15 protein-coding genes and 4 pseudogenes are annotated in these 20,734 nt (G+C 64.5%); 13 read left to right on the top strand and 6 right to left on the bottom strand.

Annotated elements, in window-relative coordinates; all coding sequences use genetic code 11:
• Positions 1 to 87: 87 nt before the first annotated feature.
• The 4 genes and pseudogenes from AC2W7K_RS09310 to AC2W7K_RS09295 form a co-directional block, all read right to left on the bottom strand.
• Positions 88 to 1,467, bottom strand: a complete 1,380-nt coding sequence (locus tag AC2W7K_RS09310; RefSeq protein ID WP_486006041.1) for a hypothetical protein — start codon at positions 1,465 to 1,467, stop codon at positions 88 to 90.
• A gap of 342 nt (positions 1,468 to 1,809) precedes the next feature.
• Positions 1,810 to 3,455, bottom strand: a pseudogene (locus AC2W7K_RS09305) (DNA/RNA helicase domain-containing protein).
• 88 nt (positions 3,456 to 3,543) lie between these two features.
• Positions 3,544 to 3,861 (bottom strand): nucleotide pyrophosphohydrolase, encoded by a 318-nt coding sequence (locus AC2W7K_RS09300; protein ID WP_486006040.1) that lies wholly within the window; start codon positions 3,859 to 3,861, stop codon positions 3,544 to 3,546.
• A 169-nt stretch (positions 3,862 to 4,030) separates the two neighbouring features.
• Positions 4,031 to 5,005 (bottom strand): quinone oxidoreductase family protein, encoded by a 975-nt coding sequence (locus tag AC2W7K_RS09295; protein WP_486006039.1) that lies wholly within the window; start codon positions 5,003 to 5,005, stop codon positions 4,031 to 4,033.
• Positions 5,006 to 5,049: 44 nt separating this feature from the next.
• Between AC2W7K_RS09295 and argC the strand changes: the two genes are divergently transcribed.
• The 10 genes and pseudogenes from argC (at position 5,050) to AC2W7K_RS09245 (ending at position 15,441) form a co-directional block, all read left to right on the top strand.
• Entirely contained in the window at positions 5,050 to 6,159 is a 1,110-nt protein-coding gene (gene argC, locus AC2W7K_RS09290; protein ID WP_486006038.1) for an N-acetyl-gamma-glutamyl-phosphate reductase, read from the top strand.
• Entirely contained in the window at positions 6,156 to 7,331 is a 1,176-nt protein-coding gene (gene argJ / locus AC2W7K_RS09285; RefSeq protein ID WP_486006037.1) for a bifunctional glutamate N-acetyltransferase/amino-acid acetyltransferase ArgJ, read from the top strand. Before argC ends, argJ begins: the two co-directional genes overlap by 4 nt.
• Positions 7,328 to 8,377 carry an acetylglutamate kinase gene (argB, locus tag AC2W7K_RS09280; RefSeq protein ID WP_486006036.1) on the top strand — a complete coding sequence of 350 codons (1,050 nt, stop codon included), beginning with the start codon at positions 7,328 to 7,330 and terminating at the stop codon, positions 8,375 to 8,377. The genes argJ and argB overlap by 4 nt, the downstream gene beginning before the upstream one ends.
• A pseudogene (locus tag AC2W7K_RS09275) lies at positions 8,374 to 9,608 on the top strand (acetylornithine transaminase). The gene argB and the pseudogene AC2W7K_RS09275 overlap by 4 nt, the downstream one beginning before the upstream one ends.
• A 67-nt stretch (positions 9,609 to 9,675) precedes the next feature.
• On the top strand, positions 9,676 to 10,611 hold the full coding sequence (gene argF, locus AC2W7K_RS09270; protein WP_486006035.1) for an ornithine carbamoyltransferase: 936 nt from the start codon (positions 9,676 to 9,678) through the stop codon (positions 10,609 to 10,611).
• Positions 10,608 to 11,126 carry an arginine repressor gene (locus AC2W7K_RS09265; RefSeq protein ID WP_486006034.1) on the top strand — a complete coding sequence of 173 codons (519 nt, stop codon included), beginning with the start codon at positions 10,608 to 10,610 and terminating at the stop codon, positions 11,124 to 11,126. The genes argF and AC2W7K_RS09265 overlap by 4 nt, the downstream gene beginning before the upstream one ends.
• Before the next feature lie 127 nt (positions 11,127 to 11,253).
• A pseudogene (gene argH, locus AC2W7K_RS09260) lies at positions 11,254 to 12,674 on the top strand (argininosuccinate lyase).
• A gap of 143 nt (positions 12,675 to 12,817) precedes the next feature.
• On the top strand, positions 12,818 to 14,104 hold the full coding sequence (tyrS, locus tag AC2W7K_RS09255) for a tyrosine--tRNA ligase (protein ID WP_198499063.1): 1,287 nt from the start codon (positions 12,818 to 12,820) through the stop codon (positions 14,102 to 14,104).
• A 186-nt stretch (positions 14,105 to 14,290) separates the two neighbouring features.
• A complete protein-coding gene (locus tag AC2W7K_RS09250; protein WP_198499062.1) occupies positions 14,291 to 14,893 on the top strand; it encodes a hypothetical protein in 603 nt (200 codons plus the stop codon).
• 140 nt (positions 14,894 to 15,033) lie between these two features.
• Complete coding sequence (locus tag AC2W7K_RS09245) at positions 15,034 to 15,441, top strand: YccF domain-containing protein (RefSeq protein ID WP_198499061.1); 408 nt, start codon at positions 15,034 to 15,036, stop codon at positions 15,439 to 15,441.
• Here AC2W7K_RS09245 and AC2W7K_RS09240 read toward each other — a convergent pair.
• Together AC2W7K_RS09240 and AC2W7K_RS09235 are read right to left on the bottom strand one after the other, a co-directional pair.
• On the bottom strand, positions 15,438 to 16,280 hold the full coding sequence (locus AC2W7K_RS09240; protein WP_198499060.1) for a formate/nitrite transporter family protein: 843 nt from the start codon (positions 16,278 to 16,280) through the stop codon (positions 15,438 to 15,440). The genes AC2W7K_RS09245 and AC2W7K_RS09240 overlap by 4 nt on opposite strands.
• Positions 16,281 to 16,429: 149 nt before the next feature.
• Entirely contained in the window at positions 16,430 to 17,179 is a 750-nt protein-coding gene (locus AC2W7K_RS09235) for an IclR family transcriptional regulator (protein ID WP_198499059.1), read from the bottom strand.
• 184 nt (positions 17,180 to 17,363) lie between these two features.
• On the opposite strand from AC2W7K_RS09235, the gene AC2W7K_RS09230 reads away from it, so the two are divergent.
• The 3 genes and pseudogenes from AC2W7K_RS09230 (at position 17,364) to AC2W7K_RS09220 (ending at position 20,341) form a co-directional block, all read left to right on the top strand.
• On the top strand, positions 17,364 to 18,713 hold the full coding sequence (locus tag AC2W7K_RS09230) for an RraA family protein (protein WP_198499058.1): 1,350 nt from the start codon (positions 17,364 to 17,366) through the stop codon (positions 18,711 to 18,713).
• Positions 18,714 to 18,751: 38 nt separating this feature from the next.
• A pseudogene (locus AC2W7K_RS09225) lies at positions 18,752 to 20,103 on the top strand (TRAP transporter large permease subunit).
• Between the two features lies 1 nt (position 20,104).
• A complete protein-coding gene (locus AC2W7K_RS09220; RefSeq protein ID WP_198499056.1) occupies positions 20,105 to 20,341 on the top strand; it encodes a hypothetical protein in 237 nt (78 codons plus the stop codon).
• Positions 20,342 to 20,734 lie beyond the last annotated feature (393 nt).

Below are 20,734 nucleotides of genomic sequence, written 5' to 3'. Positions count from 1 at the left end.
CGGCTTAATTTTATTGCGAAACTTGACTTATTTGGCTAGCTCTTCGACCCGGCAGCAGGCGGTAAGTCCTTAGCGAGTATGCCCGATCTATAATAGGAGATAGAAAGGTATCGCTGATGGTTTCAATACCAACCAATCGCAGCTCTCCGGTGAGGAGAAATATACACTAGCCCAAGGAATGGACGCCTTCTGCCCATCTGGAAACACGGCCCGCAGTCGAATATCTGGAATAGCTGTATCTTTCGCGCGGAGAGTTTCCAGGCATAGTTGAGTCGGTTTCTGATAGTTGCAATTAGTGGCATCAAGCTTTTTTCTCGAGATTTTTAGATCATAGGAGCCTGTTTGATAGTCGTATGAGTAGCTGTCTATGGACAATTCGGGAATTCCCCTTGACCCGATAGCAATCGGTAGCGATTTAATATAGTCAAAATTATGCCATCTTTCACGTTGATCTTGTCTCTTTGCAAACCCCAATCTCTTCGGCTTGTCGATATCCTCGACGTAATCTTCAATACTAGTGAATTTTGAAATTCGCCGCGGATTGATGCCAAGTTCAGCAAGCGTTTTAGCTGGGCCTTCAGTATCAATATTGACCACGTCAATCTGCGAACGTGTGCTTCGTAATACTTCACCCAGCATGCTTGATGAGACCAGATCTGTCAGGGGTATGCTGTACCCAACGAGTGAAACTCGGTCTGCGTAAAGCGCAGCGCGTGCGTCCTGCCAGAGCTGACGCAGTAGCGGATTTCGGTAATACGCGGTTTTAGCGGCGGCAGGTGGCACGATAAACGGTGATCTGCCGGGAAGTAGTTGGGGAAGCGCGGGGTCATCTAGATATTGGGTTCGATCGTTCCAGGTTCCTCGTGGCCATCTTCGGATGGTTGACCCAGAGCTATCCCCATTAACCCAGAAAGTGTCGACTGACCCGTGGAGCTTGATTAGTCTTAAGGTGACAGATGGAGCTTCTTCTGAAGTTATTTCTCGCTGTGGAGTTTCAGCGTTCATCGGCATATATTTCAGCGCGGCTTCCGGGGTGGCTCTATTGAAGGAGTTGTCAAAGTACGGTTTTCGCGCCAACGCATTTTCTATGAGTGTGTCGTAATTGAACGTTATAGCCGTAGACGCATTTGAGTGGAGGTGTCCGACAAATCGATCGAACCACCACGGCGCGAGGCTGTTCATTGATTTGCGTTGACAATCAATGATAACTTCTCGTATTTTTTCGGTAAGATTTAAGAACATTGCAGAATTGACGAGATTTTGCGAGTCAGTCAGATCGGGCTGGGGTTCTGCAAGTCGCGATAACACCGCTTCGAAACTGTTGTTGTCGCGTGAATTCGATGAAACTGACCAAGATCGCTTTCTGTTTGACGAGTTTTCGATTCGTTCTCCCAATTCGTTCGTTGTAACGAATTCGCGACAGGCGGCAATTGAAAAGCCTGCACCTAGTACAACGGTGGTGGACATTTGTTTCCTCTATGCTTAAAATTCACTCGGGCGATTTGGACCACGCGAGACCGCCCAGTTTCGTTTTCTGGTTATGTAGATTCTTTGTTGTTCGTTCATTCTCCAAAATTTCTGTGCTTATCTTCTCATGTTTTACGATGGTGTCCTCGGCGCCAGATCTCCATTATATTCATACGGCGTAGTTCGCCGGTTATCGTGTGAACCGTATCGGGTGATAAGTTGAAATTTCGCTGCTGAGCCGGAAGATGTTTCAGCGATTCTCCTCGTCGGTTCTACCTGGCTTGAGTGAGGTGAGCCATCCGAAGAAGCGTATTGTCAAAGAGTTTCGAGTATTTTCAATGGCTAGCTACATTTAAGATTGACATCGTGTAAGTGGAGTACTTCTTCGAAGTATTGCTTTAAAGGTTGGTCGTTTACATAGAGGTATGTACCTCGAATTCCGCGAGTGAGTAGTACGCTGTAGACGTTCTTCACGTACCCGAGTAGGTCATCGTCGGAGTAGGTGATCCCGAGCTTCGGGTTATTCTCTTGACCTTTCTTGTCGTAGTAGCTGGCGCGATTGAACAAGAGTTTCTGTGTCGCTGGATCGAACTGCAGGTCATTGCCGATGATGACCCCGGCATAGTTGAGGTCGTATCCCTGAACCGTGTGGATTGAACCGACCTCGTCGACGGACTGCGGCGAATTGATCCAATCGGTGATGGTCGAGTTCCATCGCATCCGTTGATCATCGATCTCGATGTCGTAGGCTTGCGGGCTGCTCTTGCTGAGCCATGGCCACGCATATCCCGCTACCAATCTCGAGAGGCCGTATTCCTCTTCTCGTTTGCGCAGCTCTTCGCGCATCTCGCCGAGGTCTGTGAAGAGTCTGAGGTCGTAGTCCCCAAAGTCCACTGGAGCTGATGGTGGGTTATCGCTGAGAAGCGCTCGGATATATCGACGTAATCCTTGTCAGTAGCGATACGCATCTGTGTTTGCAGAGGGTAGTGTCGTCCGGCCGCTCTAGCCTCGACTGCCAGCTGCTTGGTCATAGCGACAGGGAGATCTGCGGGGCGCACGGTTTGGCCGACGTCCAACATGAGTATGGAGTGCCGACTTTGTTTGCGAATCCAATCGAGCTGAGTGAGCTGCGGATCGTCCCAACCGAACAGGCGCTCGTTAATCTCTCGGAACTTCTTGTTCAGCGGCCCAGAGGCTTGGTTGGCGCGGTGATTGAGGCGGTGAGCCTCGTCGACGATGAGGAGGTCGAATTGCTCCCGACTTTCTCCGACCTGGAACGGCGTCAACACCTGGTTCTTGTGAAGCCCCGGCGTGAGCTTGAATACTTTGGCAATCGAGTCGCGCAGCGACTGCTGAGGAACGACCATCGCAAAACGCAGTGTATTGAGTAGTTCGGCATGCTCCGGTGTGAAATAGTCGCTGAAGATCGAGTCGATGTCCAAAGGCTCTTCGGGATCGTGATGCCGGATGTCCTCAAGGAGCTTTAGCATGTAGATTGCGACCACTGTCTTGCCGGTTCCCGGGTTGCCCTCGACCACGACGGTATTGCTGACGCCAGTCGCGAGGTCATCGAAGAATCCTTCGAGGATGTCGTCGACCGCGATCGCCTGGTCATGATTGAGTGCTTTGAACGGCGACAGCTTGAAGAGATCGCTGTTGACGATCTGCGGAACAGTCCGCTGGAACATCTCTTCGTGAGTTCGGAGTTCGTCGAAGATCTGCCGGAACGTCTTGTTGTACGTCTCTCGGTCGTAGTACTCGGCATCGGTGATGCCAGCGTTGAGATTGAGCACCTGAAGACGACCGTCGCCGTGGAACATGCGGATCAAGAAGGATTCCAAGTCGAGGCATGCCGACTTATTGAATGTGTCGTCGAGAACGACCCGCACCGACTTGAGGCGCTGCTTCTCCCTCGACTCCAAATGCTGACGCATCCGCCCCTCGACGTTGAGGGACTCGCCGACGTAGACCTGCTTGTCGTTGTTCATGACGTAGACGACCGGCCAGTTTCGATGGCGAGGATCGACTGCGCCCCAAGCGCGGACTTCGTCGGAGCCGAACGGGAAGCGTTCGAGCTTAAAGCTGGTCATACTTCTCGCTCCGGCCGCGTGACTTCTCGACGGGGTACTTCTCGCGGGTTGTCGCGAGCTTCTCGAGAACGATAGTGTCGGGATCCACGCCCAGTCGGTCTGCGAGCAGCAGGCAATAAGTCAGCACATCCGCCAGTTCGTCTTTCGCCGACGTGAGGTCGGCGCCGCCCCACTGAAAGCACTCGAGGAGTTCGCCAGCCTCAATGCTGACACTCTTCGCCAGATTCTCCGGCGTATGGAACTGCTGCCACTCGCGCTCGGTAACGAACTCGCGCACTTCCTTGCGGACCGACTCGTCATACATAGGCCCAAGATACCAACGAGTCGGCTGGAATCCGCGGTTCTACCTGCACAGATATTTTCGACGTGACTTCTTGGCCATTTTCAGCGCCGACTTTCGGCCAGAAGAGTCAGCCGACCGCTGGGCCCTGGTGCGCGACCCACGCGGCACAGCCCAGCGATCGGCTCTCAATTCATGCCTTGAGCACAACCTTCCCCGTCGTCTTCCGTCCCTCGAGCGCCCGATGTGCCTCAGCGGCTTCAGCCAGCGGGAAGGTCTCGCCGATGCGGAAATCGAGCCAGCCCTTCTCGACTCCGCTCGAGACCATCGCCCACCGCTTCGCCAGCGCCTCCGGAGTCGCGACCATCCACGCCAGCGACGGCCGGGAGAGGAAGATGCCGCCGGACGAGTTGAGCCGCTGGATGTCGAACGGCGGCACCTGACCCGACGCCCCGCCGAAGAGCACCATCGACCCCAAGGGCTTGAGCGACGCCAACGAGCCGTCGAACGTGTCCTTGCCGACCCCGTCATAGGCCACCTCGACGCCCTCACCCTCGGTGAGCGAGCGCACCTTCGCCGCGACATCGACATCCGGACCGTAGAGGAACACCTCATCGGCTCCGGCCTTGCGGGACAGCTCCGCCTTCTCCTCGGTGCTCACCGTCGAGATGACATTGCCGCCCAGATGCTTGATGATCTGCGTGAGGATGAGCCCGACCCCACCGGCCCCGGCATGAACGAGCGCCGTATCACCCGGCTTGATCGCATGCGACGTCGTCGCCAGGTACTGCGCCGTCAGACCCTGCAACGGCATCGCCGCTGCCACCTCGGCGCTCACGGTCTCCGGAACAGTGAGGAGATTGTCCGCCTTCACGACGACCTGCGTCGCATACGACCCCGGTCCCTCGTGCCACGCCACCCGATCGCCGACCTTGTACGTCTCGACCCCATCGCCCACCTCGGCGATGTGACCCGTGCCCTCGACGCCGACGACATGCGGGTAGTCCATCGGATAGACCCCCGACCGCCGGTACGTGTCGATGAAGTTCACCCCCGCCGCCTCGACGTCGACGAGCACCTCGCCCGGCCCCGGCCTCGGCGTCTCGATCTCACCGACCTCGAGCACCTCGGGTCCACCGGCCTGCATCGCACGTACTGCCTGGGTCATCACGCCTCCTGCATATTATTTACTGATGCTGTATGGTTATTCATATGAACGCTCTCACGGTCGCCGTCTCCGGCGCCACCGGCTACGCAGGCGGGGAAGTCCTCCGCCTGCTCAGCACCCACCCCCACCTCACCGTGACCACCGTGTGCGGTCACTCCTCGGTCGGGGAGCTGCTCGGCCGACACCAGCCCCACCTTCCCAGGTATGCGGACTTCGTCATCGAAGACTCGACCGCCGAGGTGCTCGCCGGCCACGATGTCGTCGTCCTCGCTCTGCCTCACGGCAAATCCGGGGCGATCGCCGCGGAACTGGCCGAGACCAGCCCCGATACCCTGATCGTAGACCTTGCCGCCGACCACCGTCTCATCAGTCCCGAAGCGTGGGAGGCCTTCTACCACTCCGCCCACCAGGGCACCTGGACCTACGGCCTCCCCGAACTCCTGCTCGCCGACGGTAAGAAGCAGCGCACCCAGCTGACCGAGACGAACCGCATCGCCGTCCCCGGCTGCAACGTCACCGCCGTCACCCTCGGCCTCGCGCCGCTCATCGCCACCGGACTCATCGCCCCGACAGGGCTGAACGCCGTCCTCGCCAATGGTGTCTCCGGCGCCGGCAAAGCACTCAAGCCCCACCTCACCGCCGCCGAGATCCTCGGCGACGCCAGCCCCTACGGCACCGGCGGCACCCACCGCCACGTCCCCGAGATCGAACAGAACCTCAACGGCGTCCTCGGCGCCGACCCCTCCGACGGACCGGTGCGGATCTCCTTCACCCCGACCCTCGTGCCGATGTCCCGCGGAATCCTCGCGACCCTGACCGCCGACCCCTCGGAGGAGGCACCCCGGTCCGCCGACGGCACCATCGACGCAGAGGCGCTGACCGCCCAGCTCACCAGCGCGTTCGCCGACGCCTACGCCGACGAACCCTTCGTCCGCGTCCTGCCAGAGGGCCAATGGCCGCGCACCGCGGCGACCACCGGCTCGAACGTCGCCCAGATCCAGTACACCTATGACGCCCGGGCCGAGAAGGTCCTCGTCGTCGTGGCGCTGGACAACCTCGTCCGCGGCACCGCCGGCCAAGCGCTCCAAGCGATCCACCTGGCCCTCGGCCTCGAGGAGACCACCCACCTGCCCTTGGAAGGAGTCGCCCCATGAGCGTGACCGCACCGCTCGGCTTCACCGCAGCAGGCCTCACCGCCGGACTCAAACCCAGCGGAACGAAGGACCTCGCGCTCGTCGTCAACAACGGTCCCGCGACCACCGTCGCCGCCGTCTACACGTCGAACCGCTGCCAGGCCAACCCCGTCATCTGGTCCCGGCAGGTCTCCGCCACCGGCCACGCCCGCGCCGTCGTCCTCAACTCCGGAGGCGCGAACTGCTACACCGGCGACTACGGGTTCGCGACCACCCAGCTCACCGCCGAGGAGACCGCGACCCTCCTCACCGACTCCGGCACCCCGACACAGGTCGATGAGATCCTCATCTGCTCGACCGGGCTCATCGGCGTCGGGGGAGAGGAGTTCCGCGCCGGCATCCTCGACCACCTCCCGCAGCTCGTCGCCGCCGCAGAGGACTCCGTGACCGGAGGACAGGATGCCGCCGAGGCGATCATGACGACCGACACCGTCGCGAAGACCGCAACCCGCGAGGGTTCGGGCTACACGATCGGCGGGATGGCCAAGGGCGCGGGCATGCTCGCCCCGGGCCTGGCGACGATGCTCGTCGTCCTCACCACCGACGCCCCGCTCGACCAGCCCACCCTCGACGCGGCCCTGCGCACGGCCACCCACGTCAGCTTCGACCGCCTCGACACCGACGGGTGCATGTCGACGAACGACACCGTCATCCTCATGAGCTCCGGTGCCGCAGACACGACCGTCGACACGGGCGAATTCGAGGGCCTCCTCGGTGAGCTCTGCCTCGACCTCATGCGCCAGCTCCACGTCGACGCCGAAGGCGCCCACCACGACATCGCGATCACCACCCGGGGTGCGGCCTCCATCGACGACGCCGTCACCGTCTCCCGGGCGGTGGGCCGGTCGAACCTCTTCAAGGCCGCGATCTTCGGGGAGGACCCCAACTGGGGTCGCGTCGTCGCCCAGGTGGGGACCACCTCGGCGGACTTCGACCCCACGGCCATCGACGTGACGATCAACGGCACGGAAGTCTGCCGCGCCTCCGGACCCTACGCCGACCCCGCCGATGTGACCTTCGGCCGTGAGGTCGACGTCGTCATCGACCTCCACGCCGGTGACAGCGAAGCCACCATCTGGACCTCCGACCTCACCCATGACTACGTCGAAGAGAACAGCGCCTACTCCACATGAGCACCCAGCCCGACTTCTCCACGAAATCCACCGCTGCCCGGCTCGCCGCCGCCCAGGTCAAGGCCGAAGCGCTGACCGAGGCGCTGCCGTGGATCAAGACCTTCGCCGGGGCGACGATCGTCATCAAGTACGGCGGCAACGCGATGATCTCCCCAGAGCTCCAGCAGTCCTTCGCCGACGACATCGCCTTCCTCCGCTTCGCCGGGATCCGCCCCGTCGTCGTCCACGGCGGCGGCCCGCAGATCACCTCGATGCTCGCCCGCCTCGGCATCGAGAGCGAGTTCAAGGCGGGGCAGCGGGTGACGAGCGAGGAAGCCGCCGAGGTCATCCGCATGGTGCTGGCCGGCCAGGTCAACCGGGAGATCGTCTCCCGCATCAACATGAACGGCAACGCCGCGATCGGCCTCTCCGGTGAGGACGCCGACCTCCTGCTCGCGCACAAGACCGTCGCCGAGGTGGACGGACAGACCGTCGACCTCGGCCGGGTGGGCGAGATCGCCCAGGTCAACACGACCGTGCTCGGCGAACTCCTCGACGCCGGACGGGTGCCCGTCATCTGCTCGATCGCCTCCGAGATCGGGGGAGAGGCCGGCAAACCGCTCAACGTCAACGCCGACCTCGCCGCCTCCTCGGTGGCCAAGGCCCTCGGGGCGGAGAAGCTCATCATGCTCACCGACGTGCCCGGCCTCTACGCGAACTGGCCCGACACGTCGAGTCTGATCTCCCGCATCGGCCCCGACCGGCTCCGGGAGCTGCTGCCGAGCCTCGACGCGGGGATGATCCCGAAGATGACCGCAGCTCTCGAGGCGATCGAGCACGGTGTCAAGCAGGCCCACATCATCGACGGCCGGATGGCGCATTCGCTTCTCCTCGAGGTCTTCACCTCCGAGGGCATCGGAACGATGGTCGAGAACGGCGTCGTCGAACCCGCCCCTCTCGGCGACGGACATCGCGGGTTCGCCGGCGACGCTGGGGTTGATGGTGCCGGTGACGGTGGGGTCGATCGTGCCACCGAGGCGGCTGATGACGAAGAGGCGAACGCATGACCGAACCGACAACCGCAGCCGGCACCAGCGACTCCGCCGCCACGTGGCGCGAGGACTTCTCCCGCGTCCTCTCACCCGTCTTCGGAAGCCCGCAGCTCGACCTCGTCCGCGGGCAGGGCTCCTACGTCTGGGACGCCGCGGGCAAGCAGTACCTCGACCTGCTCGCCGGCATCGCCGTCAATGCGCTCGGCCACTGCCACCCCGCGTGGGTCAAGGCAGTGAGTGAGCAGGCGGCGACGCTCGGCCACATCTCGAACTTCTTCACCTCGCCTCCGCAGATCGCGCTCGCTGAGAAGATCCACGAGATCCTCGACCTGCCCGAGGGGTCCGCGGTGTTCCTCTCGAACTCCGGCGCCGAGGCGAACGAGGCGGCCCTGAAGATGGCCCGTCGGGCCGGTGGCGGGGGACGGCCGATCATCATCGCCGTCGACGCGCCTTCCACGGCCGGACGATGGGCGCGCTCGCCCTCACCGCGAAGGCCGCGTACCGCGAACCCTTCGCCCCCGGCGTCCCCGGTGTCGTCCACGTACCCTACGGCGACGTCGACGCGCTCGCCGCCGCGGTCAACGACACGACCGCCGCCGTGTTCGTCGAACCCATCCAAGGGGAGGTCGGTGTGCGCCGGCACCCCGCCGGATACCTGCGCGCGGCCCGTGACCTGACGACAAAAGCCGGGGCCCTGCTCGTCCTCGACGAGGTCCAGACGGGCGTCGGCCGGACCGGGTCGTGGTTCGCCCACCAGGATCCGGCGATCGGCGAGGGCGTCGTCCCCGACATCATCACCTCGGCGAAGGGTCTGGGCGGCGGCATGCCGATCGGTGCGTCGATCACCGTCGGCGAGGCGAACACCGCGCTGCTCAGTCCCGGCCAGCACGGGACGACGTTCGGCGGCAACCCCATCGCGTGCGCCGCCGCGCTCGCCGTCCTCACGACCATCGAGACCGAGGGACTGCTCGACCATGCCCGCCGCCTCGGCGACCAGCTGACTGCGGAACTCGAACAGGTCCCCGGGGTCAGCGCGGTGAGCGGTGCCGGGCTCCTCCTCGGCGTAAAACTCTCCGGTGAGCATCCCGACGCGAAGGCCGTCGCCGCCCGCGCGCTCGAGGCCGGGTTCATCGTCAACCCCGTCACGCCCGACCGTCTGCGCCTGGCCCCGCCGTTGACGATCACGCACGAGGAGATCGCCCCGTTCCTCACCGCCCTGCCCGGCCTCCTCCGACCCGAGGACTGAGCAGGCGAAACCACCTCGGCGCACCCCGACCGCCCACTTGACGCCATCGACTCTGACTAGGACCACCATGACCCGCCATTTCCTCAAGGACACCGACCTCAGCCCGGCCGAGCTCACGCACGTCCTCGATCTCGCCGCCGAGCTCAAGGCCGCGCCCTACTCGCGCACCCCGCTGGAAGGCCCGCAGACGGCCGCGGTGATCTTCGACAAGACCTCCACGCGGACCCGCGTGTCGTTCGCCGCCGGCATCGCCGCGCTCGGCGGGCAGCCGCTCATCATCAACCCCGGTGAGGCGCAGCTCGGGCACAAGGAGTCGATCGCCGACACCGCGCAGGTCATGGCGCGGATGGTCTCGGCGATCATCTGGCGCACGTACGCCCAGGCCGGGCTCGAGGAGATGGCCGAGCACTCGACCGTGCCGGTCATCAACGCGCTCTCCGATGACTTCCACCCGTGCCAGATCCTCGCCGACCTCCTCACCATCCGCGAACGGCGCGGGCAGCTCGCCGGTCTGACGATGGCCTACTTCGGCGACGGCGCGAACAACATGGCGAACTCGTACGCCCTCGGCGGGGTCAACGCCGGCATGCACGTGCGCATCGCCGCCCCCACCGGCCACCAGCCCGATGAGGCGATCATCGCCGAGGCGACCGCCCTGGCCGCACAGACCGGCGGATCGCTCACCGTCACCGACGATCCCGTCGCCGCCGCCCATGGTGCCGACGTCCTCATCACCGACACGTGGGTGTCGATGGGCCAGGATGCGGCCGGTCGCGACGACGAGGACTCCCCGTTCGTCAAGTACCAGGTCACGCAGGAGCTCATGAACGCCGGCAACGATGCGATGTTCCTCCACTGTCTGCCGGCCTACCGGGGCAAGGAGGTCACGGCGGAGGTCATCGACGGCCCCGCCTCGGCGGTCTTCGACGAAGCGGAGAACCGCCTCCACGCGCAGAAGGCCCTGCTGACGTTCCTCCTGGAATCCGGTTCGGAGTCCCGATGAGCGAGAACCCGACCGCGGCACCGCTGACGAAGACCGCCCGGCAGCAGAAGATCATCGACCTCATCACCCGCCGGTCCGTGCACTCGCAGATCGAGCTCGCCGATGAGCTCGCGACGCAGGGCATCTCCGTGACCCAGGCGACGCTGTCCCGGGACCTCGCCGAGGTGGGGGCCGTGAAGATCCGGTCGACCTCAGGATCCGTGTACGCCGTTCCCGGTGAGGGCGGTGACCGCAGCCTGCAACAGTCGACGGGAGACAGTCTCGATGCGAAGCTGCCGCGGCTGCTCGAGGAGCTGCTCGTGTCTGCCGCGGCGCAGGACAATGCGGTCGTGCTGCGGACCCCGCCGGGGGCGGCACAGTATCTCGCCTCGGCGATCGACCGGTCGTCGATGACGGGGATCTTCGGCACGATCGCCGGGGACGACACCGTCCTCGTCATCGCCGATGCCGCCGTCGGCGGGCAGGCACTGGCCGAGACGTTCCTCGAACTCGCCGCGGGCGGTGCGGGGGAGTAGAACCGTCTGACCGCCTCGGTGGCGGTGAGACAATGGCAACGAAGATGTGTCCCGCGACCGGGCGGGGCGTAACGCCGCTGGACGGCACAGGACGAGCCGCCGTGGCGACGGCACGAAAGGACTGCGAGTGAGCGAACGACTGAGCCTGTGGGGCGGACGGTTCTCGGACGGACCGGCGGATGCGCTGGCCGCGCTGAGCAAGTCGACGGACTTCGACTGGCGCCTGGCGACGTACGACATCGCCGGGTCGAAGGCGCACGCCGCCGTCCTCCACCGTGCGGGGCTGCTCACCGCTGAGGAGCTCGACGGGATGATCGCGGCGCTCGACGAGCTCGGGAGGCGGGTCGCCTCGGGCGAGTACGTCGCCGCGGAATCCGACGAGGACGTCCACTCCTCGCTCGAGCGCGGACTCATCGAGATCGCCGGGCCCGAGCTCGGCGGGAAGCTGCGGGCCGGACGGTCGCGCAACGACCAGATCGCGACGATGGGACGGATGTACCTGCGCGATCACGCCCGCGAGATCGCCGGCCTCGTCCTCGACACCGTCGACGTCCTCATCGCCCAGGCCGAGGCACACCCCGAGGCGCCGATGCCCGGGCGCACACATCTCCAGCATGCGCAGCCGGTGCTCCTGGCCCACCACCTGCTCGCGCATGCGTGGCCGCTGCTGCGCGATGTCGAGCGACTCGTCGACTTCGATGATCGGGCCGGTGTCTCCGCGTACGGGTCGGGTGCCCTGGCCGGGTCGTCGCTGGGTCTCGACCCGCAGGCGGTGGCCGCGGACCTCGGGTTCGCCGATTCGGTGGAGAACTCGATCGACGGCACCGCCTCGCGTGATGTGTTCGCCGAATACCTCTTCATCACCGCGATGATCGGCATCGACCTCTCGCGGCTGAGTGAGGAGGTCATCGCGTGGGCGACGAAGGAGTTCTCGTTCGTCACCCTCCACGACGCGTATTCGACGGGGTCGTCGATCATGCCGCAGAAGAAGAACCCCGATGTCGCCGAGCTCACCCGCGGCAAGGCCGGGCGGCTCATCGGCGATCTCACCGGGCTGCTCGCCACGCTCAAGGCGCTGCCGCTGGCGTACAACCGGGATCTGCAGGAGGACAAGGAGCCGGTGTTCGATGCCACGGACACGCTCGAACTCCTGCTGCCGGCGTTCACCGGGATGGTCGCGACGCTGACGTTCGACATCGAACGGATGGCGTACCTCGCGCCGCGAGGGTTGCGCTCGCCACCGACATCGCCGAGTGGCTCGTCCGCCGTGGCGTGCCGTTCCGCGTCGCCCATGAGCTCTCCGGCGCGTGCGTGCAGCTCGCCGAATCCCGGGACGTCGAGCTCTGGGATCTCACCAACGAGGACTACGCCGGAATCTCCGAGCACCTCACCCCCGAGGTCCGCGAGGTCCTCACCACGCTCGGGTCGATCGACTCGCGGGATGCGAAGGGCGGAACCGCGCGCTCGGCCGTGGCGACGCAGCTCGAGAACGCCCGCGCCGAGGTGGCCCGCTTGCGGACCTTCGCGGATTCGCCCCGGAGCGTGTGAGGGGGTGGCGCTCGCACGGCACGGCGGACCGCCTCGGCGAGGCCATCGCGATCCGGACGGGAACGGAACCGGGTCGCGCACGCCGTAGAATTGACCCTGCCGGTTCGATGCCGGCAAGTCCACACAGTTGCGAAAGGACCGAAGTGACCGACGTATTCAGTGACCTCAAAGCCCGCGGGCTCGTGGCGGTATCGACCGACGAGACCGTGCTCCAGACAGCTCTGGACCAGGAGTCGCTGACCTATTACGTCGGGTTCGATCCGACCGCGCCGAGTCTGCACATGGGCAACCTCGTCCAGCTCATCACCGCCTCCAGGCTCCAGCAGGCCGGGCACAACCCGCTCGCGCTCGTCGGCGGGGCCACCGGCCTCATCGGCGACCCGCGGATGTCGGGGGAGCGCACCCTCAACCCGCGCGAGATCGTCGAGGAATGGGTCGGCAAGATCCGCGCCCAGGTCGAGCGCTTCCTCGACTTCACCGGCCCGAATGCCGCCCAGGTCGTCAACAACTACGACTGGACGTCGGAGATCTCGGCGATCGACTTCCTCCGCGACATCGGCAAGCACTTCCCGGTCAACCGGATGCTCGCGAAGGAATCCGTGTCCGCGCGCCTGAAGAACGAGAGCGGCCTGTCGTTCACCGAGTTCTCCTACCAGGTCCTCCAGGGCAACGACTACCTCGAGCTCTACCGCCGCTACGGTTGCACCCTGCAGACCGGCGGCTCGGACCAGTGGGGCAACCTCACCTCGGGCGTCGACCTCATCCGCCGCGTCGAAGCCGCCAACGTCCACGCGATGGCGACCCCGCTCATCACGAAGGCCGACGGCACGAAGTTCGGGAAGACCGAATCGGGCACGGTGTGGCTCGATGCGTCGCTGACCAGCCCGTACGCGTTCAGCCAGTTCTGGCTCAACGCCGATGACCGCGACGTCATGAAGTACCTCAAGGTGTTCTCGTTCCGTCCCCTCGAAGAGCTCGAGGCCATCGGTGCGGAGTTCGAAGCAGCCCCGCACACCCGTCTGGCGCAGAAGGTCCTCGCCGAGGATGTCACCACCCTCGTCCACGGGCGTGAGCAGTACGACCAGGCGATCGCCGCGGCGGCCGCGCTCTTCGGCGGGGGAGAGCTCACCGCTCTCGACCCGGCGACGTTGGGTGCGGCCACGGCCGAGCTGCCGCGCGGCGAGGTTCCCGCGGCCGCCCTGGGAACCGGGTTGCCCGTCGCCGATGCCTTCGTCACCGCCGGCATCGTCAAGTCGAAGGGCGAGGCCCGTCGTGCGATCAAGGACGGCGGCGCCTACGTCAACAACGTCAAGGTGTCCGGTGAGGATCAGACGCTGACCTCCGACGACGTCCTCGACACCGCCGGTGGGGGAGTCGTCCTGCTCCGCCGCGGCAAGAAGACCCTGGGAGCCGTCGACATCGTCGGCTGATCGACCGGCAATCCTGACCGAGTGACAGCGCCGCACCGCGAATCCGTTCGCGGTGCGGCGCTGTCGCACTCCGGGAAGGGAAGCGGAATGCCACCTCGGCGTCCGAGCGGTCAGGCGGCGGTCGCCTCGGCGGAAGTGGGGTTATGCTGAGCCCACGATGACGCTGCCGTCAGGGGTGATGTGACTGTGACCGAGGGTTCTGGAACCGGTGACCCGATCGATGCGCGCAGTCGACCGGCGCGGTCGTCGTCATCCGCCGAGGTGTTCGAACTTCGCCTGCGCGTCGAGCGCATCGAGCGCATCATCGTCACCGGACACTGCCTCATCACCGCTGTCCTGCTCATCGTCGGAACGTTCGTGCCGATGTACCGCGACGGCCAGACCAACGGCCCCGACCTCTCCTGGTCCGTGGCCACCACCGTCGGCTACGGGATGTCGCTCCCGTTCACCTCTGCGAGTCCGGTCGAGGACCCATCGGGTGTCGAGGCCGTCCTTTTGGTGGGGTTCATCGGTCTGGGGATCGTCATCGCTCTCATCCTGCTCGTCGTCCTCCCGACAGCGGTGACGGGACAGTCGAGCGCTCGGCTGCTGACCTTCTCGCGGATCGTCGTCGTTCTCGGGGTGATCGGTGCGGTGGTGCCGCTGCTGCTCACCGGGCTGGCGCTCAACGCCGACGGTGATGAAGGAGGGTGGGGCGGCGTGGTGCTCTTCGCCGGGATGCTCGGCGCACTGATCGTCATCCTCCCGTCGTTCCGGGACCTGGCCGGCCTGGGCGACGAACGCCTGTGAGCTGACGCGGAGTGCTGCTGGACGCTGGCCTGGCGTTCACAACGCCTGGGAGACCGGCGGCGTGCTTTGAGGCTAACCGTATTGCGAGGTCGCGCACCGGTGAACGACTATGGAGTCTCGCGACCAAGGAGACGTGGACCATGAAGACCCTGCTCAACATCATCTGGCTGATCTTCAGCGGACTGTGGCTGGCCATCGGCTACTACCTCGCCGGCATCATCTGCTGCATCCTCATCGTCACCATCCCGTGGGGCATCGCGTCATTCCGGATCGGCAACTACGCGCTGTGGCCATTCGGTCGTGAGGTCGTCGACACGGGAACGGCCGGCATCGCCGCCACCATCGGCAACATCATCTGGCTCGTCGTCGCCGGCATCTGGCTGGCCATCGGGCACGTCGTCACGTCGATCCCGCTGTTCCTCTCGATCATCGGCATCCCCTTGGGGTGGGCGAACCTCAAGCTCATCCCCGTCTCGCTCATGCCCTTGGGCAAGCAGATCGTCGACAGCAATGCCCTCATTCCCGTCTACCGGGGAACCCGCTCCTAAGAGGCCTGCTCCTGGAGCTCTTCGAGGCTGATCTCGCCTCGACGCACCGCCCTGAGCACCCGATGCGTCCGCACGACCCTCGGCAGTGCGATGACGAGCAGCCCGCCGATCATATTGAAGACGATGACGATCACGAACCACTGCACGAACTGCAGGAGCGAGATGTCCGCGCCGGCGAGCATGGCCGCGATGATGATGATCGCGTTGATCGCCCCGTGGAGCATGCCCAGTCCGATGACGAGGAGGCCGGCGACCATGCAGACGATCGCCGTGACCACCTGGTTCGTCGTCCCCTGCTGCATGCGCGTGGCCAGAGTGATCGTCGCTCCCGCGAGAAGTGAGAGCGCGATCATGACGACGAGCGAGGACTGATTGATGTAGCCGAGCGCGGTGTCGATGAGCACCGAGTGGTAGTCGGGCAGGCCGATGACGATCAGCCACGCGAAAGCCACTCCGCCCACCAGGTTGGTCGCCAGGCTGACCACCCACAGCCGCACCATCTGAAGCCAGGTCGCCTGGCCTGCGAGGACGGCGTTGAGCGGCAGGAGGAACTCCTCGGTGAACAGTTCGGAATGCGCCAGCTTGAGTGCGAGCAGTCCGATGCCGAAGGCCATGCCGGCGAGGATGTCCGACCCGGTGGCCTGCTTGACGAGGATCATCGCCATGATCCCCAGGCCCACGTCGATACCACCGAAGAGGCCGGTGACGATCAGCTCGGGCAGTTTCCGGTTGAGTCGCGCGGCGCCTTCGGTGACGGTGGCAGCCGCTTCCTCGACCAGACCGTCTTCGAGATCGAGGTCGTTGTCGCCGAGTCGTTCGCGCTGTTCCTTCTGAGTCATGGCTTAAGTCTATGAGTCGGGATCGCTGTTCCGGCGAATTTTGACGGCAAGTGTCATTGATGACTCGTCGGCGCTGAGTCTGCTTGCGGAGATTCGTGATTCGTGTGTGCGCAGGGCCGCCGGTTTGTATGCCGATGCGGCCGGCTCGGTCACATCTGCGCGGTGATCCGCCGACTCGCTTGGAGAAGAGTGGACGTGTGCTCTTCGAGTTCGGCCCGTCCGACGTCGCCGGAGTTGGCGACGACGTTGATCGTCCCCAGCAGTCGGTCGTCGGGAGACCAGATGGGGGCGGTGGAGCTGAGGCTGTCGCGACTGCGCTCGGACTCCGCGAGGAAGTACCCTGCCTCGCGTACCTGTTCGAGATCGGCACGCAGCGCACTGAGATCCTGCACGCGACCGTTCGCCAAGGTCACAGGTTCGTAGCTGTCGAGGAGCCGTTCGCGGTCGTCCTCATCGGCATGGGCGAGCATCACCTTCCCGCCGCCGACGAACAGGCCGAGCACCTGTCCGACGGGAAACTGATAGCTCAACGGGTTGGGTGCTTCAACGCGGGACACGAGGACGCGCCGATCGGCGACGCGGACGAACACCGACGACGTCAGCGAGGTGTGGTCGGTCAGCGCCGACAGCACGCTCGGACTGACGAGAGTAAGCCGGTCCTGCAGCACGAATGAGTGCGACATCGGCAGCACCTGCGGGCCGAGGGTGTAACCGCGAGGCGTGTTCCTGAGGTAGTCGCGCTTGACGAGCTGACCGATGACACGCTGCGTAGTCGCGAGATGAAGGCCGGTGGCACGCGAGATCTCCGTGAGGGTGATCGGCTCATGCGTGCTCGTCACGCACTCGAGAACATCGAGTGCACGATCAAGCGTGCGCCCCTGATTGTTCGTCGCTGCCATGGTGCGTCCTCCCCTTGTCGATGACGTTCTTCGGATGACCGGCGCTGCCGGATCCATCTTCGCAGAGGGAATCAGAACACTCGCATCGACCCGAAGGCCTTGACGTGGCGCGTGAGGCCGAGCAGAATGATCATCACCTACTACACAATGATAGATACTATCACTCAATGATAGGAGCGCAACGATGCGTGTTGCAGTTCTCGGTCTCGGCGAAGCCGGATCCCTGTACGCGAAGGCCTTCGTCCAGGAGGGGAATGACGTCGTCGGTTTCGATCCGCGCACGGTGGACGTCCCCGCGGGCGTGACGACGGCGGGCAGTGTCGCCGAGGCGGTCGCGGAGTCCGATCTCATCCTCAGCCTGACCACAGCGAAGCCATCGGTGGCCGTCGCCGAAGAAGCCGCCGAGGCGATCCGGGACGGCGCGGTCTACCTCGATCTCAACGCGGCATCACCGCTGAGGAAACGGGACGTCGCCGAGGCGGTCGGCAGCCGCGCGCGATTCGTCGATGGTGCGGTCATCGGCTCAGTCCCGCGCTACGGTGCCCAGGTTCACGTCCTCCTCTCCGGGCCGCACTCCGACGACGCCGCTGATCTGCTGCGGACGATCGGCGCCCGCGCGGAGCCGATTCAGGGACGGATCGGTGACGCCTCCCAGCGGAAGCTCCTCCGCAGCGTCTTCATGAAGGGTCTCGGCGCTCTCATCACCGAAGCGATGCGCGCCGGTGAGGAGACCGGCGAGGTCGAGTGGGTGCGTGCCCAGATCGCCGGCGAGCTCGCCCAGGGAGAGGACACGCTCGACCGATTGCTCAAGGGAACGCGGACCCATGCCCTTCGGCGCGCTGCCGAGCTGGGCGACAGCCTCGACCTCCTCGCCGATCGCGAACGGCCGTGGCCGATGGCGGAGGCGGCCCGTTCGGTCCACCTCGAGCTGACGAGGGAGGGAACGGGACGCCTGGCGGATGCACTCGCGGCCGTACCCACCTCGGCGCTCGGAGACGGCGGAGACCGTCTGGGATTCCTCGACTCCGACATCAAGCCGATGTGGAGCAGCGCGCCCATCGCAGGACCCGCCTTCACCGTCCTCACCCGGCCCGGGGACAACCAAGCCATCCATCATGCGCTTCCACTCACGCGCCCCGGGGACATCCTCGTCGTCGCCGGTGGGGGAGAGACGAATCGAGCGCTCATCGGTGAGCTCATCGCCGAACGTGCGCAGCTGCGCGGCATCGCCGGCATGATCATCGACGGAGCGATCCGCGACGTCAACGAGATCGCGCACCTCGGCTTCCCCGTGTGGGCGAAGGGCGTCTCACCGGCCGGCCCGTTCAAATCGGGGCCCGGTCGTCTGCGCACGACGATCGCCGTGGCCGGTGCCGTCTGTCGGCACGGTGACTACATCGTCGCCGATGCTGACGGCGTCCTCGTCGTGCCGGCCGACTCGGCCGAACAGGTCCTTGCGGCCGGCAGAGCTGTCATCGCCGACGAACAGCGACGGCAGTCGGACATCCGCGCGTCGGCCGTCAGCCGGTCGTAGTCAGCGTCCCGTCATCTGATCAGAAGGGGAGGACAACGATGCCTCTCGCCCTTATCGCCCTCGCAGTCTTCATCACCGTCATCGTCATCTGGAACGTCGTCGTCAAGCGCAATATGGCCGAAGCGATGCTGCTCGGCTTCATCGTCACGCTGCTCTTCGCAGGGGCGAACGCCCCGCAGTACGCAGCCGACGCCTTCGTCGAGGCATCTGAGAACGAAGTGCTCTTCGCCGCCGTCGCGTTCGTCTTCATGACCTACTTCGTCGAGCGGACCGGGGTGATGAACAAGCTCATCGCCATCCTGTCATCACTCCTCGGGCGCCTGCCCGGAGGCCCGGCCTACGTCGACACTGTCGCCTCAGCCGCCATGGGCGCCCTGGCCGGCGGTTCGAACACCGGCAATGCCGCCGCATCGGGATCGATCACCGGCCCCTGGATGGTGCGCACCGGGTGGAGGCGCGAACGAGCCGCCACCGTCATCGCCGGAAACGCCGGCCTCGGTGCCGCCCTGCCGCCCAGTGCATCGATGATCATCATGATCGGCTTCGCCGGGACCCTGGTCACGACCTCGCAGGTGTATCTGGCACTGCTCGTCGCGGGGTCGTACCAAGTGCTCCTGCGCATCGGTCTCACCGCGTGGTTCGTCCATCGCGACGGCATCCGCGCAGAGACCGGAGCGGACCACGTTCCCCTGGCCACGTCGCTGCGCCGAGGTTGGACCTCGGTGCTCGTCTTCGCGGGCGCGATCATCCCGATCCTCATCACCGTCGGACCGCTGGCGGACCTTCTCGCATCCGTCCCCTCGATCGGGGAATCCCTCGAGAACATCTCCCTCATCATGTGGATTCCCATCCTGATCATCGGCATCAGCGCTGTGATCGCATGGAAGGAGCTGCCGAAGACTCCACGGCAGTGGTGGGACTTCCTCGCCGGCTCGGTGCCGCGGTTCTACACGATCGGAGCGATCCTCTTCTTCGCCATCATGGCCTCCGAAGTGCTCGCGGCCTTGGGACTCGACTCCGATGTCACCGCGCTGCTCGAGATGCTCAACCTTCCTCTGTGGCTGCTCGTCACCCTCATCGGCGTCCTCGTCGTCGTGGTGGCCGGCCCCTGTCGTCGTCGGCAACTCTCAGTGCCGTCGGACAGGTCGCGCTCTTCTCGATGGTGGCCGCCGGAGTCGATCCGCTCCTCGCCGTCGTGGCGATCCTGGTCTTCGCCTCGACCGAGGGCGCCTCGCCTCCGGCCTCGGGATCGATCTTCGTTGCGGCGGGCCTCACGGAGGCACAGCCGGAGAAGACCTTCATCCCGCTTGTCGTCTATTACGTTCTGCCCATCTTCGTCCTCGGGGTGCTCATCGCGTTGGGCATCATCCCTGTTCCCTTAGGAGGCTGACATGCGATCAGCACTGAAACCGATTCTCCTTCCGCTCTTCACGCTGGCGATGGCTGTGTTCCTCACCCTCGCGTTCGCGATCGTCGTCCTGCAGATCATCGGGCTGGCCGCCGGTCAGGGGGAGTGGATCGACGCTGCGTATGCCGTGCTCGCACGGCCGAGCATCATCGCCGCCATTGCCGTCAGCCTCCTCGGCTACGCGTACTTCACGACGACCAGTGCCAAAGCAGACGACTGACACCATCTGATAAACCGCGGTACAGCCCCCGCATCCCGCGTGTTTACAGCGGTGACGGTTGTCACAGGCCGAATCCGGGCCAATGAGTTGCGGGCACCCGCTGCAGTGGTCTAGAGTTATATCTCGTTCGCCTCACCGGGAACACCACGATCAAAGGGTGTCCCTACCGGGTGTGACCAGCACAAACAATGGTTTGATGCGGTGGGTCACAACACGGTTGGAAGTGAGTGCGGGCAGCCTGTGGATGCCCCCGGTTGATCACGCGGAAAATGTTTCGTGTGATGGTTGGGTGTGTGTTTGTGGTTTGAGAATCCAATAGCGTGTTTGTTTGAACAATGTGATGCCAGAAAATTTTTTCTGGTAAGACAACCACACCATGACCCATTGCCTGGG

It is taken from the genome of Brevibacterium sp. LAARM2_SD2, from assembly GCF_057364785.1.
The sequence above is the reverse complement of the archived record's forward strand: the minus strand, read 5'-3'. Positions and strand labels throughout refer to the sequence as shown.

Coding starts and splice junctions, on each gene's coding strand:
- AC2W7K_RS09235 (WP_198499059.1), bottom strand. CDS start 17,179: ATGGCAGCGACGAACAATCAGGGGCGCACGCTTGATCGTGCACTCGAT.
- AC2W7K_RS09295 (WP_486006039.1), bottom strand. CDS start 5,005: ATGACCCAGGCAGTACGTGCGATGCAGGCCGGTGGACCCGAGGTGCTC.
- AC2W7K_RS09240 (WP_198499060.1), bottom strand. CDS start 16,280: ATGACTCAGAAGGAACAGCGCGAACGACTCGGCGACAACGACCTCGAT.
- AC2W7K_RS09245 (WP_198499061.1), top strand. CDS start 15,034: ATGAAGACCCTGCTCAACATCATCTGGCTGATCTTCAGCGGACTGTGG.
- AC2W7K_RS09265 (WP_486006034.1), top strand. CDS start 10,608: ATGAGCGAGAACCCGACCGCGGCACCGCTGACGAAGACCGCCCGGCAG.
- AC2W7K_RS09300 (WP_486006040.1), bottom strand. CDS start 3,861: ATGTATGACGAGTCGGTCCGCAAGGAAGTGCGCGAGTTCGTTACCGAG.
- argC (WP_486006038.1), top strand. CDS start 5,050: ATGAACGCTCTCACGGTCGCCGTCTCCGGCGCCACCGGCTACGCAGGC.
- argB (WP_486006036.1), top strand. CDS start 7,328: ATGAGCACCCAGCCCGACTTCTCCACGAAATCCACCGCTGCCCGGCTC.
- AC2W7K_RS09220 (WP_198499056.1), top strand. CDS start 20,105: ATGCGATCAGCACTGAAACCGATTCTCCTTCCGCTCTTCACGCTGGCG.
- argF (WP_486006035.1), top strand. CDS start 9,676: ATGACCCGCCATTTCCTCAAGGACACCGACCTCAGCCCGGCCGAGCTC.
- argJ (WP_486006037.1), top strand. CDS start 6,156: ATGAGCGTGACCGCACCGCTCGGCTTCACCGCAGCAGGCCTCACCGCC.
- AC2W7K_RS09310 (WP_486006041.1), bottom strand. CDS start 1,467: ATGTCCACCACCGTTGTACTAGGTGCAGGCTTTTCAATTGCCGCCTGT.
- AC2W7K_RS09230 (WP_198499058.1), top strand. CDS start 17,364: ATGCGTGTTGCAGTTCTCGGTCTCGGCGAAGCCGGATCCCTGTACGCG.